Here is a 13,187-nt window from a genome sequence, read left to right on the forward strand (position 1 = left end):
CACTCGGCCGGGAGCTGACCCGTCAGCTCCCGGCCTTCGCGTTGCCCAGCACCATCGCCGTGACCTGACGCGCGGCCTCGCAGGGATCACTCTTGCCGACGTTCTTCTCCGACTGATCAACGCTGATGTCGATGGCTTGCGTGTCACTGGTTCCCACAGCGACGGTGCACTCTCCCCTGGCCCGCTGATCCCCGACGCCGTCATAAGCGGCGAGCGGGTACCCGTCGACCGGCTCCAGCGGCTCGACAAAGGGATAGACGTTCCCCTTCGCGGCATAGACCCTGGTCAGGCCACGCTTGTCCAGCTTGCCGAAAATGATGCCGACGCCGGCCCTGCCGGGCGCTTCCCAGTTGCACACGGGCCCTACGTCCGCGTCAGGCTCAGGTTTTGTCTCCACCTCCGAGCCGAGCAATGCGGCGACCTGAGCTGGCGTCAACGCGTCACACGGTGCCTGCTCAAGCCTCGTGAGGTCGATCGGGTTCGCCACCTTCGGCACGCCCGGCCCAGGAACCTCGTCTGCAGTCTCGGAGGAGGGCGCCGACGGAACCGGAACAGCCGTGCCCCCGTTTGTGGTGCCACAAGCACCGAGCACCAGCAATGCGGCACTCAGCGGAACCATCACGCGGCGCATCACAGACTGCCTCCGGCCTGATCGATCTCGGTCCGATGAGCGTCCTCGGCAGCAGCGTACTTACCCAACGCCGCCCGGAATCGTTCCGCCATCGCCCGGCAGTACTCCTCACGCGCAGTCAATGTTTTCAGCAGAGTCTCACCGGAAGCTCGGATCTGCTTGGCGTTGCCCTGGCTGGCGTACTCAAGGCCCGGGCCCTGAGCACTGGCGATGTAGTTGGCCTTCTTGCGGTCTTCCCTGAACTCGTCGGCCAGATCGTCCCAGTCCTTGGCCAGCTCCCGGAGCGTCGCCTCGTCGTAGGCGAAACCGGCCCCAGGATCAGCCGGCACCCCATACGAACCCGCCACCGGAACACCGTTCGGCCCCGGCAACGACCAATCCGCGTCCGGGTCGTACACGGAACCCATCGTCGCCCTCCCCGGCCACGCAGCGCTCTATCTCGGACACTCTGCGTTGCCCGGCGCGCCGCGTCAACCTCAGCGGCGGACGGTGAGCCCCACCCGCTGGAACTCCTTGAGGTCCGAGTAACCCGTCTTCGCCATCGCGCGGCGGAGCGCCCCGAAGAGGTTCACCACGCCTTCCGCGTCGGACGACGGGCCGAACAGCAGGGTCTTGAGGTCGACGGCGTAGTCCGGCCCGGCCGCCACGCGCGAGCGCGGCAGGGACGGGTGCGCGGCCGCCGCCGTCCAGTAGAGGCCCTGGCCGGGCGCGTCCGACGCCGCGGCCAGCGGGGAGCCCAGCATCACGGCGTCCGCGCCGCACGCGATGGCCTTGGCGATGTCACCCGAGGTTGTCATGCCGCCGTCGGCGAGCACGTGCACGTAGCGGCCGCCGGTCTCGTCGAGGTAGTCGCGGCGGGCGGCCGCGGCGTCGATGATCGCCGTGGCCATCGGGACGCCGATGCCGAGCACGCGGTCGGTGCTCGTGACACCCGGCGTGTAGCCGTGGCCGACGATCACGCCGGCCGCGCCGGTGCGCATGAGGTGCATCGCCGTGCGGTAGTCGCTCACACCGCCGGCGATCACCGGGACGTCGAGACGGCCGATGAAGTCCTTGAGGTTGAGCGGCTCGGCGTCGCGCACCACGTGCTCGGCGGAGATGATCGTGCCCTGCACGACCAGGATCTCGACGCCGGCCGCGATCAGGTCCGGGGTCAGCTCGGCGGCGTGCTGCGGGCTGACGCGCGCGGCGACCGTGACGCCGGACTCGCGGACGGTCTTGATCGCCTCGGTCAGCAGGTCGAGCCGGATCGGCGCGGCGTGCAGCTCCTGCAGCACACGCCCGACCGCCGTCGGGTCCTCGAGGTCCTCGGCCGCGCGGACCAGCTGGAAGATGGCGTCCTCGACGTTGGGGTGCCGCGCCCAGAGCCCTTCGGCGTTGAGCACGCCCAGGCCGCCCAGCTCGCCGACGGCGACCGCGGTGCCGGGCGAGACGATCGCGTCGGTCGGGTGCGTGACGAGCGGCAGGTCGAAGCGGTAGGCGTCGATCTGCCAGGAGGTGGACACCACCGAAGACGACCGGGTCCGCCGTGACGGCACGATCTCGACGTCGTCGAGGTCATACGCCCGCCGCGCGGTGCGGCCCATCCCGATCTCGACCAGGTCCCGCACGTGAAGCCTCCTCCGACGACGACAATCTGCCGTGCCCCATTGTCGCTAGTCCGCGTGGGTGACCCGCGCACGGGGGTTAGAACAACAGCAATACGGGCGCCACGCCCATGCCGAGCCCGGCCGCCGTGCTCAGCGCGGCCGGCAGCGGACGCCGGGCCTCGGCCGCGCTCGCCAGCGCGCCGAGCAGGGAACCGCCGCCGAGGAGCACGCCCCAGAAGGCGACGCCCTCCCCCTCGTCGGTGCCGACGCGGCGGCCATAGACGCGCACCGCCTGCACCTCCCTCCCGACGGCGGAGACCTCGATCCCGACGTTGTCCCCCGGCCGGACGCCGAGGCCCTTCTCGGAGCCCTCGGCCTCGAAGCGCTCGCCGGACGCCGTGCGCAGCACCAGGTCGTAGTGGTGGCGGCTCCCGGACGACTCGTAGTCGTGGCTCGCCTCGACCACGGCTTCCGCGTGCTCGACCGGCCCGGCCGACTCGAGGATCCCGTAGACGGCGAAGGTCAGCCCCGCTCCGGCGGCGACGCCCCACACCGCGGGTGCGGCCAGGCTGCCGGGCACCTCACACCCGCACGAAGACGACCACCGGCGCCAGCAACGCGCCGAGGGCGAGCGCCAGCCAGGTGGCCAGGGGTGGGTACACGTTCAGCCGGACCGCGCCGAAGTACACCGCGCCCAGTGCGAACAGCGAGGCGACGATCAGCAGCACCGGCCGGATCACGCCCGGCCGGAGGTCGATCACGCCGCCGCCGGCGCGGAGGTAGGCGATGCTGCCGTCGGCCGTCGAGACGTCGAGCGCGACCGGCTGCCCCGTGGGCAGGTCGAGGTCGGGCCCGACCGCCGTGACGCGGTAGAGGTGGTTGCCGGCGTCGACCGCGATCGTGTGGCTGACCGCGTCCTCGTCGCCGCCGACCGGGAGCGCGCCCTGCTCGTGGGACACGATGTGCCCCTCGACGCGGTAGGTGGGCGCGTCACGGCCGGCGAGCACCTGGCACATCAGGCACACGATGCCGCCGAGGAAGAGCGAAATGATCGCGACGGCCGTGAAGAACACCGTGCGCAGCACGCGCGTGAAGCGGCTGACCGTCATGCCGTTCAGTGCACACCAAAGTGGCCACGCAAGGCGATAGGCCGATTACCGTAAGCACTCTAGGTCACGAAAACTCAGAAAGAGACCTTCTCCACTGAGTCCGAACGCAGTACGGACTCCTGGTGGAACTGCTTTTTGTAGTCGGCACGCAGCCCTTCGATCTCCCGCTCGGCGTCGCGGTCGGCGAACGGGTAGAGCAGTACGACCACATGGGTGTGTTCCCGGACGATCGTCCCGGACCCGCCGCGCCACTGGCCGCTGCCGTCGAGGCGGGTGAAGCCGTCCGGGAACGCCGGGGTGATCTCCCGGTCGGAGAAGGCGGCGAACTCGCGGTCGGTCACCTCGGTGCCGTCCGGCTTGCCGGTGCCGAAGTAGAGATCGGTGCGCTTCCAGATCTCGCCCGGCGACTGCTGGACCTGCGGGGCCGCCGGGGTGTCCGACGCCGAGGCCGCTGCCCCGCCGCCGACTCCCAGCAGCGCCGCCGCGGCGGCCGTGGCCACCAGTGTCCGTCGTGAAATCCTGGTCATGGGCCGAGTCTCACGGCCCATGACCAGGGGCGGAACGACCGAAAGGGCGGCCTAGCGGGTCGTGTAGTTCGGCGCCTCGACGGTCATCGTGATGTCGTGCGGGTGGCTCTCCTTGAGCCCGGCCGCGGTAATCCGGACCAGCTGCGCGTCCTGCAGCTCCGCGATCGTGTTCGCGCCCGCGTAACCCATGCCCGAGCGCAGGCCGCCGACGAGCTGGTGCACGACGTTGGCCAGCGGCCCGCGGAACGGGATCCGGCCCTCGATGCCTTCGGGGACCAGCTTGTCCTCGCTCAGCACGTCGTCCTGGGCGTAGCGGTCCTTCGAGTACGACTTCGCCTGGCCCCGCGACTGCATCGCGCCGAGCGAGCCCATGCCGCGGTAGACCTTGAACTGCTTGCCGTTGACCAGGATCAGGTCACCGGGCGACTCCGCCGTGCCGGCCAGCAGGCTGCCCAGCATCACGGTGGACGCGCCGGACGCGATCGCCTTCGCGATGTCGCCGGAGTACTGGATGCCGCCGTCGCCGATCACCGGGACACCCGCCGGGCGGCACGCCTGGTCGGCCTCGAAGATCGCGGAGATCTGCGGGACGCCGACCCCCGCGACGATCCGGGTGGTGCAGATCGAGCCCGGGCCCACGCCGACCTTGACGCCGTCCGCGCCCGCGTCGACCAGCGCCTGCGCGCCCGCCCGGGTCGCGACGTTGCCGCCGACGATGTCGACGGCGTCGCCCAGCTCCTTCTTCAGCAGCGAGACGGTCTCGACGACCGCGCGGGAGTGCCCGTGCGCGGTGTCGACCATCAGGACGTCGACACCCGCGTCGGCCAGGGCCATCGCGCGCTTGTGGCCGTCCGGGCCGACGCCGACCGCGGCGCCGACGATCAGGCGGCCGTCCGGGTCCTTGGTCGCCTTCGGGTACTGCTCGGTCTTCACGAAGTCCTTGACCGTGATCAGCCCGCGCAGCTTGCCCGCGCCGTCGACGATCGGCAGCTTCTCGATCTTGTGCCGGCGCAGCAGGCCGAGCGCGGCGTCCGCGGACACCCCGACCTGCGCGGTGACCAGCGGCGGCTTCGTCATGACCTCGGACACCGGGCGGCTGTGGTCCACCTCGAACCGCATGTCGCGGTTGGTGATGATGCCCACCAGCGCGCCAGAGGCGTCGGTCACCGGGACCCCGGAGATGCGGAACTTCGCGCACAGGGCGTCGACCTCGGCCAGCGTGGCGTCGGGCGCGCAGGTGACCGGGTCGGTGACCATGCCCGCCTCGGACCGCTTCACCACCTCGACGGCGGCGGCCTGCTCGTCGATCGGGAGGTTGCGCTGGAGCACGCCGATGCCGCCCTGGCGGGCCATGGCGATCGCCATCCGCGCTTCGGTGACGGTGTCCATCGCGGCGGAGACCAGCGGGATGCCGAGGGTGATGTTCCGGGTCAGCCGCGTGCTGGTGTCCACCGCGCTGGGCACGACGTCCGATTCGGCCGGCAGCAGCAGCACGTCGTCGAAGGTCAGGCCGAGCATGGCGAACTTGGCCGGCACGGGGGCGGTGATGCCGTCGCTGGTCATAGCGGGTGAAGGGCCTTCCTGGCGCGGGATGAGCGGGGTCGCTGTGTCTGATCAAGATCAACTGGCGACTCGGAGCCTTCCCCTCATGATATCCGCCGTCACGCCCTGCCCCGGGCGGTGGGCGAGGCGCCGGGAGCGCCCGGTACCGTGCAGGCCGTGGCGCATGATGTATTGCCTCCAGACCCGTTCGCGGACGACCCGGACGACCCGGCCCGCGCCTTCGGCGACGACGAGGACCGGCTGGACGAGCCGATCAGCGACCAAGAACGCACCGAGCTGCTGGCCGACCTCTCGGATCTGGCCGTCTACCAGGCGCTCCTCGAGCCCCGCGGGGTCCGCGGGATCGTCGTCGACTGCGGTGAGTGCGACGAACCGCACTACCACGACTGGCACCTGCTGCGGGCCAGCCTGGAGCAGCTGCTGGCCGACGGGCGGATGCGGCCGCACGAGCCGGCCTTCGACCCGAACCCCGGCGACTACGTGAGCTGGGACTACTGCCGCGGCTTCGCCGACGGCGTCACGGCCAACGAAAGCGCCTACTGACTCCACCAAAAAAGCCCTGGTGAGCTTGCTCACCAGGGCTTTTTCGTGGGTTCTTACTGGCCTTCGCCGACGCTCTGGCCACCGACCGAGGACTCGCTGCGGCCGGTGTTCGTGCCGGGGTCGTTGCCGCTCGCGGCCGTGCTGGTCGGCGGCGGCTCGGTGGTCGGCGGCGGCAGCGTGGTGGTCGGCGGCGGGGGCGTCGGGGTCGGCGTCCCGCTGCCCGGCAGGCTGGTCGTGCCGCTGCCACTGCCGGGGATGGACGTCGCCGAGCCGGCCGGCGGCACCTGCGACGACGTGGCACCGCCCGGCGGCACCTGCGGCGAAGAGGTCTGGATCGGGCCCTGGACCGGCGCTTCCGGGTTCTGGAGCTGGGCGGCGAGCTGCCGGTGCTGCTCCAGCAGCTGGTCACGGTTGTCTTCGTCGCTGACCTGCGACAACGCGGCCTGCGCGGCGTCGAGGGCTTCGCGGGCGGCGTCGAGGTTGCCGCCGGCGATGGCCAGGTTGGCCTTCTCGAGGTCGAGCTTCGCGTTCGCGGCCGCTTCGACCGAGCGCGTGTGATCGGAGTAGAGGACCTTCGCGAGACCCCAGAGGGTGTCGCCGGGTTGCGCGGAGCGCGCGGCCAGCCCGGTCCCGGTGAACGCGATCGCCAGCACAGCGGCGGCGACGGCTACGGGGACGAGCAGCCTGCGGCGGCGTCCGCTCGAAGAATGCCGCCTCGCGAGAGCGGCGGTGTTGACGGTCCGCACGGCGGTGTCGACGTCGACGAGTTCGGCCAGGGGCTCACTGTCGATGTCTCTTCGCCACGCGACCAGCAACGCGTTGAGCTCCTGGTCTCCGAGACCGTCGGCCAGCGCCGGGTCGGACCCGCCGAGCGCGTCGAGCAATGCGTCGTCGGCTTGCACCGCCGACAGATCGGCGGCGAACTCCGCCTCCGACGACGACAGGCCACTGCCGAAGACGTCGTCCGGGTCGTAGCTCTTCTCAGGACCGGTCACTCAGATCACCTCCTCCGCGGCCAGGACCTTTCTCAGCCGCGCGAGGGCGCGGTGCTGGGCGACGCGGACCGCGCCGGGCGTCGAGCCGACCGCGTCCGCGGTCTCCTCCGCCGACAGGCCGACCACCACGCGCAACACCACGATCTCCCGCTGCTTGTCCGGCAGCACCTGCAACAACTGGGACATCCGCTCGTTGAGCTCACCTTGCAGCGCCCGCTGCTCGGGACCGACCCCGCCTTCGACCTCGTCGGGGATCTCGGCCACCGGTTCGGCTCGGTTGCGCGCCGCCGCGCGGTGCGCGTCGGCCACCTTGTGCTGGGCGATCCCGTAGACGAACGCCAGGAACGGGCGGCCTTGGTCGCGGTACGAGGGCAATGCCGTTAGCACCGCGAGACACACCTCCTGCGCAACGTCGTCCGCCGAAGCGAAGGATCGCTCCTGCCTGCCAACCCGGGCGCGGCAATACCGCACTACCAGTGGACGGATAGCAGCCAGCAGCCGCTCCACTGCCTGGGGATCTCCCTCGACAGCAGCGGCGACCGGTTCATCCAGTCCATCCCCCACATTGGCCATCGCAGACAACAGTCCCAGTGTTACGTGTAGGCGTGCAAAGAGTCCGGTTCGTGGTTGCCCTGCACCGCGCGCCGGTGACCGCTACCGTACCTGCGGCCGGCAACGGAGCGACGCGCGCGGTGTTCCCCGGCGCGCCGCGGCTGCCGGAGCCGCAAAAATGCGGGTTGTCCTGCGGACCCGCGGTCGGCTTCGTCGTTCAACGAGCGAGCGGCGTCGCGGGTACGAGATCCGCCGGGTGCCGGGGCTGAGAACCGCCGTGAGGCTGCCCCGAAGGGCGCCGGAATGTGATGGGGACCACACAGGTACGGGCCAGGGCGGTGCGCCCTGGCCCGTGTCACCTGTATTCCGGCCGTGTCAGGATCGAGGAGAGTGCCGTGGAACCGGTCAGCTGACCAGGCCGCGGCGGAAGCCGTGCGCCACGGCCTGCGCGCGGTCGCGCACGCCGAGCTTGCGGAACAGCCGCCGGGCGTGGGTCTTGACCGTGTCCTCGGACAGGTACAGCTCGCGGCCGATCTGGCCGTTGCTCTTGCCCTGGCTCATCCCGCGGAGCACCTGAAGCTCGCGCTCGGTCAGCTGGACGCCCGGGTCGGACGGCTGACGGGGCGCGGGCACCGAGGTGCTCGCGAGGGTGTGGGCCAGCGCGGCGACCAGCTCCGGCCGGGACGCGTCCCAGCGGAGGTAGCCACGGGCGCCGCCGGCGATGGCGGCGGCGATGCTGCCGGCGTCGTCGGGGGCGCCGAAGACGATGACGTTCGCCTGGGGGTTCGCGGAGACGAGCCGTCGAGTGGCTTCGACACCTGTCGGGACCGCGCGTTGCGTCCCGACCAGCACGACGTCGACGGGCTGACGGGAGTACCGGGCCAGCAGCTCGTCACCGTGCGCTACGCAGTCGATGCGACTGACCCCAGGGACCGCGGACATCACTCGGGTGAGCCCTTCACGGACACTGCGTCGGTCATCGCAGATCAAGACCGTCGTCACGGGGTTTCCTTCCTGCAGCCGGGTGACATTCCACTTCCCCTATCGGACGCTTTAGCCCGAACCTTGACACGATCCGGTGGCTTTTTTTGAAACTTCTTAGCCCGGATGCCGGAACACCCCATTCCGACGGCTCAACCACCCGGGGCGGGCACCCATGGGGATTCCCCCGCGATCCTCCTCCCGCAAGGATCTGCGCTTCGTAACACTGCGTGCAACACCTGGGCGGCTCTGAATCGATACTCCTCGGCGTGTCCTGGGCGCAGATCGGCCGCGACGAGGGCCGCGGGCCACAAAAGTGAAAGCAGTTCGCATTCCTCGGCAGTCGCCATTGCCTTTCCGACAAGGTCGTCCGAAATGTTCCGGTGATCGGGGGCTCCGGCCGCCAGCAGGGCGACTGCCAGCACAATCCCGGATTTCACGGCGTGCCGCCGCGCACCCCGGGCCTGCGCGGTTTCGAAAGCGCGTTCGGCATGGGGCACGGCGTCGGCGCCCTGACCTGCGGCGAGCTCGATCTCGGCGCCGACCCACCCACCGCGGACCCGGGTTCGCCAGCGGTCGTCCTCGGCTCCGGCCCTGGCGGCGAGCCGCCTCGCGGCTCGGAGGCGCCCCAGGGCGAGGTTGTCGGCGGCGAGGCCGAGGTAGGCGTCGGCTCTGGCTCCCCGGGCGTCGAGGCCGTCGGGGTCGGGGGGCGTGTCGAGGCCGGCGGCCTTCGCGAGGGCTTCGCCGTCGAGGGCGCGGGCCTGCCGGTGGCCGCCCAGCTGCCGCCGGTGCGCGCCGAGGGTGCTGGCGGCCAGGGAGGACAGGAGGGGGTCGTGGTGCCGCCGGAGAGCCACCAGGAGCGTCGCAGCGGCGGCGTAGCGGCCCTGGGCGCCGAGGACGATCGCGGCGAGCAGGGGGGCTTTGGGGGTGTCGTTGCCGCCGCTTCGGAGGGCGGCCGGGTCGGGCAGGGGGTCACTCCCGAAGGCTGCGGTCCTGAGGGCGGGTTCGTGCACCCGTCCTTTCTAGCGGTACCCACCGACAGAATCATGATCGAACTCACCGAGCGACCCGGCTCAGTGGCGTCCGCCGACGAGGACGTGCTCGATGCGGTCCGCCGCTCCCGGCAGGTCCGTCAGCAGCTCCACCTTGTCCGGCAGTCCCGCCGGATCCCACCCCGGCCCGCAGGCGAACAACCGGCTCCGCTGCCGCCCGCGGGAGACCCGGGCGAACAACCTCGTGTCCGCCACCCCCCGCCGATGCGCCCACAGCACCACCGCCGCCGGGGCACTCCTCCGGACCGCCACCGCCAGGACCTCCGCCGGCAGCGCCACCCCGAACAGCTGCGCCCCGATCCGCCGGCCCGCCAAGGACGCCGCCAGTGCGTACATCGGCATCGTGTCGCGCTCCTCCGGGACGCACCCCAGGAGCACCGGCCTCGTGTTGCGGGGCTCGTCGAGGACCGGGGTCGCGCGGACCAGCGCCGCGAACACGCACTCGGCCAGCAGGTACTCCACCTCCGCGCCCGCGCTCGCGCCTCGCCAGCGGGCACCCAGGGCCGAGAGCACCGGCTCGATCACGCCCGTCCACGCCGGCAGGACGCCGAGCTCGGCGATCGTGTCCGCGAGCATGCGCTGGACCGCGCCCACGTCCATCGCGAGCGCCGCCGTGCTCAGGCGGCGGGCCAGGCGGGAGCGGACCTCGAGGCCGTCGTCGGCGCCGGGCACTCCCGGGGGCTCGTCGGGCTCCTCCGGCTGGGGCGGGCCGGACCGCGGCATCTGCTCCAGCGCGTACCGGGCGGCCTCGGCCGTCGACGCCCCGCTCAGGAGCGCGCGTTGCATGAGTTCCAGACGGCCGATGTCGGAGGTGCCGTAGCGGCGGTGCCGGCCGTCGGTGTGGCGGCTGGGGCCGAGCCCGTAGCGCCGGTCCCAAGTTCTGAGGGTGGACGGCGCGACCCCGAGCCGGCGGGCGACCGAGGCCACCGGCAGGGTGGGTTCTTCGGTACCCGACCCAGCTCCCACGAGCCTCAATATCCAGGCACTCAGCGCAGTCGGCAACCGGAGGCGAAACCCCAGCTCACACATCCGGGGGATGCCTAACGGCTGAATCGAACCGAATCGCTTGAACAACTATTGGCGCGCTTCTAACGTTACCGCCGTTGCACCGAATGGAGTATCGGCACCACAGCAGAGCAGCTAGCGGCATCGACCGAATGACGGAGGCGGTCAGGATGGCAGACACGCGCAGGCTCCCAGGACCCAACGCCGACATGTGGGACTGGCAGCTCGAGGGGTCGTGCCGGGGGATGGACAGCGCGTCCTTCTTTCACCCGGACGGCGAGCGCGGCCCGGCGCGGGCACGGCGGGAGGCCAGGGCTAAGGCGGTCTGCCTGAGCTGCCCCGTCCTGGAGATGTGCCGCAGCCACGCGCTGGCGGTGCACGAGCCCTACGGCATCTGGGGCGGCCTCTCGGAGTCCGAGCGGGAGCACCTCATCAAGTCCGACAAGCGCGCGCTCAGCATGTCCGGCGGCTGAGCGCCCCACAGACATCGGAGGGCGGCACCGGGTGGGGTGCCGCCCTTCGTGCTGTCTACCGGCCTTCGACGCGGTGCTTGAGCGCTTCGTCCAGCCTGCGGAAGCCGACCTCGGTCCGGTCGAGCGTGCCCCGGAGGAACGGCACGAGCAGGCCGGTGCAGTCCTCGGACTGGCTGAGCCGGGTGCCGCCGTCCCGGGGTTCGAGGCGGAACTCGTGCCGCGCGGTGAACAGCCCCGCGGGCGCCTTGCCGAGCCAGGCCGGCTCACGGCCGGGCGTCGCGACCAGGACGACGGGCCGGTGCGTCATCAGCTTCCCGCCGGGTGGCCGCATGTCGAGCTCGAGCGTCTCGCCGGCTTCGGCGCGTCCGGCGCCGCCTCGATGTCGATCGCCGTCTCGATCCTGCGCACGGCGCTCCCCCGGTCTTCCGAAACGAAAACGGGGCGGCACCCCAGCAGGAGTGCCGCCCCGTTCCGGCGAAAATCAGTGCGAGTGGCCGTGGCCCGCCGCGGCGGGCTCTTCCTCGACCGGCTTCTCGACGACCGACGACTCCGTCGTCAGCACGAGACGCGCGATCGAAGCGGCGTTCGCCACCGCGGACCGGGTCACCTTGACCGGGTCGACGATGCCGGCGGCCAGCAGGTCGGTCAGCTCGCCGGTCGCGGCGTTGAAGCCGTGGCCCCAGCCCTGCTCCCGGACCTTGTTGACGATGACCGCGCCCTCGTGGCCCGCGTTGGTCGCGATCCAGAACAGCGGGGCGGACAGCGCGTCGCGCACGATGCGGACACCGGTCGCTTCGTCGCCCTCGAGGCCGAGGCCGTCTTCGAGCTCCTTGACCGCGTGGACCAGCGCCGAACCGCCGCCGGGCAGGATGCCCTCCTCGACGGCCGCCTTGGTCGAAGCCACGGCGTCCTCGATGCGGTGCTTGCGCTCGTTCAGCTCGGTCTCGGTGGCCGCGCCGACCTTGATGACCGCGACGCCGCCGCCGAGCTTCGCGAGCCGCTCCTGCAGCTTCTCGCGGTCCCAGTCGGAGTCGGTCGTCTCGATCTCCTTGCGGATCTGCGCGACCCGCCCGGCGATGGCGTCCTTGGTGCCGTCACCGTCGACGATCGTGGTGTCGTCCTTGGTGACGACGATCCGGCGGGCCTTGCCCAGCGCGCCGAGGTCGACGTCGGCCAGCTTGCGGCCGATCTCCGAGGAGATGACCTCGCCGCCGGTGACGACCGCGAGGTCGTCCAGGAACGCCTTGCGGCGGTCGCCGAAGAACGGCGCCTTGACCGCGACGGCGGTGATGGTCTTGCGCAGCGAGTTCACCACGAGGGTGGACAGCGCTTCGCCGTCGACGTCCTCGGCGATGATGAGCAGCGGCTTCTTGGCCTCGACGACCTTCTCGAGCACCGGCAGCAGCTCGGCCAGCGACGAGACCTTCTCGCGGACGAGCAGGATGTAGGCGTCCTCGAGGATCGCCTTCTGCTCCTCCGGGTTGGTCGCGAAGTGCGCCGAGAGGAAGCCCTTGTCGAACTGGACACCCTCGGTGATCACCAGCTCGGTCGCCAGGGTCGACGACTCCTCGATGGTGATGACGCCGTCTTCGCCGACCTTCTCGACGGCTTCGCCGAGCAGGGCGCCGATGTTGGCGTCACGCGAGGTGACGGTGCCGACCTGGGCGATGTTCTCGCGGCCCTTGACCGGGGTGGCCTTGGCCTTGAGGACCTCGATGACCTTCTCCGCGGCGGCCTCGATGCCACGGCCGACCGAGGTCGGGTTGGCGCCGGCCGCGACGTTGCGCAGGCCGACCTTCACCAGCGACTGCGCGAGCACGGTCGCGGTCGTCGTGCCGTCACCGGCGACGTCGTTGGTCTTGGTGGCGACGCTCTTGGCGAGCTGCGCGCCGAGGTTCTCGAACGGGTCGTCGAGCTCGATCTCACGCGCGACGGTCACGCCGTCGAGGGTGATGGTCGGGCCGCCGAACTTCTTGTCGAGCACGACGTGGCGACCGCGCGGGCCAAGGGTGACCTTGACCGCGTTGGCGAGCTTGTCCACCCCGCGCTCCAGCGCGCGACGAGCGTCCTCGTCGAAACTGATCTGCTTGGGCATAGCGTTTTCCGCTTACCTTTCGGTGGGTCCAGAACGCAAGAACGCCCCGCTCCCCGGCGTTGTGCGGGGCCC

Annotated in this window: 16 protein-coding genes; 2 read left to right on the forward strand and 14 right to left on the reverse strand. The window is 71.1% G+C overall.

Going from position 1 to position 13,187, the window contains the following annotated elements; genetic code table 11:
- Positions 1 to 22 precede the first annotated feature (22 nt).
- From ACZ63J_RS11640 to guaB, 7 genes are all read right to left on the reverse strand, one after another.
- Positions 23 to 631 carry a DUF3558 domain-containing protein gene (locus ACZ63J_RS11640; RefSeq protein ID WP_465405792.1) on the reverse strand — a complete coding sequence of 203 codons (609 nt, stop codon included), beginning with the start codon at positions 629 to 631 and terminating at the stop codon, positions 23 to 25.
- Positions 631 to 1,038, reverse strand: a complete 408-nt coding sequence (locus ACZ63J_RS11645) for a hypothetical protein (RefSeq protein WP_465405794.1) — start codon at positions 1,036 to 1,038, stop codon at positions 631 to 633. The genes ACZ63J_RS11640 and ACZ63J_RS11645 overlap by 1 nt, the downstream gene beginning before the upstream one ends.
- Before the next feature lie 69 nt (positions 1,039 to 1,107).
- Positions 1,108 to 2,241, reverse strand: coding sequence for a GuaB3 family IMP dehydrogenase-related protein (locus tag ACZ63J_RS11650; RefSeq protein ID WP_465308791.1), 1,134 nt, complete (start codon positions 2,239 to 2,241; stop codon positions 1,108 to 1,110).
- 76 nt (positions 2,242 to 2,317) lie between these two features.
- The gene (locus tag ACZ63J_RS11655) at positions 2,318 to 2,800 is read right to left on the reverse strand and encodes a hypothetical protein (protein ID WP_465405796.1); all 483 of its coding nucleotides are present in this window, start codon (positions 2,798 to 2,800) and stop codon (positions 2,318 to 2,320) included.
- Position 2,801: 1 nt separating this feature from the next.
- Positions 2,802 to 3,329 carry a hypothetical protein gene (locus tag ACZ63J_RS11660; protein ID WP_465308787.1) on the reverse strand — a complete coding sequence of 176 codons (528 nt, stop codon included), beginning with the start codon at positions 3,327 to 3,329 and terminating at the stop codon, positions 2,802 to 2,804.
- A 74-nt stretch (positions 3,330 to 3,403) separates the two neighbouring features.
- Positions 3,404 to 3,856, reverse strand: coding sequence for a DUF3574 domain-containing protein (locus ACZ63J_RS11665; protein ID WP_465405798.1), 453 nt, complete (start codon positions 3,854 to 3,856; stop codon positions 3,404 to 3,406).
- A gap of 51 nt (positions 3,857 to 3,907) precedes the next feature.
- Positions 3,908 to 5,419, reverse strand: coding sequence for an IMP dehydrogenase (gene guaB / locus ACZ63J_RS11670; RefSeq protein WP_465405800.1), 1,512 nt, complete (start codon positions 5,417 to 5,419; stop codon positions 3,908 to 3,910).
- 147 nt (positions 5,420 to 5,566) lie between these two features.
- Between guaB and ACZ63J_RS11675 the strand changes: the two genes are divergently transcribed.
- A complete protein-coding gene (locus ACZ63J_RS11675; RefSeq protein WP_465308781.1) occupies positions 5,567 to 5,962 on the forward strand; it encodes a DUF5319 domain-containing protein in 396 nt (131 codons plus the stop codon).
- A 53-nt stretch (positions 5,963 to 6,015) separates the two neighbouring features.
- On the opposite strand, the gene ACZ63J_RS11680 is transcribed toward ACZ63J_RS11675, so the two are convergent.
- The 5 genes from ACZ63J_RS11680 to ACZ63J_RS11700 form a co-directional block, all read right to left on the reverse strand.
- Positions 6,016 to 6,957 carry an anti-sigma-D factor RsdA gene (locus ACZ63J_RS11680; protein WP_465308780.1) on the reverse strand — a complete coding sequence of 314 codons (942 nt, stop codon included), beginning with the start codon at positions 6,955 to 6,957 and terminating at the stop codon, positions 6,016 to 6,018.
- Entirely contained in the window at positions 6,958 to 7,530 is a 573-nt protein-coding gene (locus tag ACZ63J_RS11685) for a sigma-70 family RNA polymerase sigma factor (protein WP_026468912.1), read from the reverse strand.
- 384 nt (positions 7,531 to 7,914) lie between these two features.
- On the reverse strand, positions 7,915 to 8,511 hold the full coding sequence (locus ACZ63J_RS11690) for a response regulator transcription factor (RefSeq protein WP_003073605.1): 597 nt from the start codon (positions 8,509 to 8,511) through the stop codon (positions 7,915 to 7,917).
- Positions 8,512 to 8,642: 131 nt separating this feature from the next.
- Positions 8,643 to 9,503: a hypothetical protein gene (locus ACZ63J_RS11695; protein ID WP_465405802.1), complete on the reverse strand. Its 861-nt coding sequence runs from the start codon at positions 9,501 to 9,503 to the stop codon at positions 8,643 to 8,645.
- A gap of 60 nt (positions 9,504 to 9,563) precedes the next feature.
- Positions 9,564 to 10,508 carry a MerR family transcriptional regulator gene (locus ACZ63J_RS11700; RefSeq protein WP_465335910.1) on the reverse strand — a complete coding sequence of 315 codons (945 nt, stop codon included), beginning with the start codon at positions 10,506 to 10,508 and terminating at the stop codon, positions 9,564 to 9,566.
- Between the two features lie 191 nt (positions 10,509 to 10,699).
- Here ACZ63J_RS11700 and ACZ63J_RS11705 point away from each other — a divergent pair, with 191 nt between their 5' ends.
- Positions 10,700 to 11,020, forward strand: coding sequence for a WhiB family transcriptional regulator (locus ACZ63J_RS11705; protein WP_026468909.1), 321 nt, complete (start codon positions 10,700 to 10,702; stop codon positions 11,018 to 11,020).
- A 55-nt stretch (positions 11,021 to 11,075) separates the two neighbouring features.
- Here ACZ63J_RS11705 and ACZ63J_RS11710 read toward each other — a convergent pair whose 3' ends face one another.
- Both ACZ63J_RS11710 and groL read right to left on the reverse strand, forming a co-directional pair.
- The gene (locus tag ACZ63J_RS11710) at positions 11,076 to 11,327 is read right to left on the reverse strand and encodes a hypothetical protein (protein WP_465405804.1); all 252 of its coding nucleotides are present in this window, start codon (positions 11,325 to 11,327) and stop codon (positions 11,076 to 11,078) included.
- Between the two features lie 174 nt (positions 11,328 to 11,501).
- Positions 11,502 to 13,115 carry a chaperonin GroEL gene (gene groL, locus ACZ63J_RS11715; RefSeq protein WP_465405806.1) on the reverse strand — a complete coding sequence of 538 codons (1,614 nt, stop codon included), beginning with the start codon at positions 13,113 to 13,115 and terminating at the stop codon, positions 11,502 to 11,504.
- Positions 13,116 to 13,187: the final 72 nt, after the last annotated feature.

The sequence above is a fragment of the Amycolatopsis sp. NPDC104863 genome (genome assembly GCF_055582965.1).

What these genes read in the sequence shown, in the direction of transcription:
- ACZ63J_RS11640 (WP_465405792.1), bottom strand. Translation starts at nt 631, where the DNA reads ATGCGCCGCGTGATGGTTCCGCTGAGTGCCGCATTGCTGGTGCTCGGT.
- ACZ63J_RS11645 (WP_465405794.1), bottom strand. Translation starts at nt 1,038, where the DNA reads ATGGGTTCCGTGTACGACCCGGACGCGGATTGGTCGTTGCCGGGGCCG.
- ACZ63J_RS11660 (WP_465308787.1), bottom strand. Translation starts at nt 3,329, where the DNA reads ATGACGGTCAGCCGCTTCACGCGCGTGCTGCGCACGGTGTTCTTCACG.
- ACZ63J_RS11665 (WP_465405798.1), bottom strand. Translation starts at nt 3,856, where the DNA reads ATGACCAGGATTTCACGACGGACACTGGTGGCCACGGCCGCCGCGGCG.
- guaB (WP_465405800.1), bottom strand. Translation starts at nt 5,419, where the DNA reads ATGACCAGCGACGGCATCACCGCCCCCGTGCCGGCCAAGTTCGCCATG.
- ACZ63J_RS11685 (WP_026468912.1), bottom strand. Translation starts at nt 7,530, where the DNA reads ATGGCCAATGTGGGGGATGGACTGGATGAACCGGTCGCCGCTGCTGTC.
- ACZ63J_RS11705 (WP_026468909.1), top strand. Translation starts at nt 10,700, where the DNA reads ATGACGGAGGCGGTCAGGATGGCAGACACGCGCAGGCTCCCAGGACCC.
- ACZ63J_RS11710 (WP_465405804.1), bottom strand. Translation starts at nt 11,327, where the DNA reads ATGACGCACCGGCCCGTCGTCCTGGTCGCGACGCCCGGCCGTGAGCCG.
- groL (WP_465405806.1), bottom strand. Translation starts at nt 13,115, where the DNA reads ATGCCCAAGCAGATCAGTTTCGACGAGGACGCTCGTCGCGCGCTGGAG.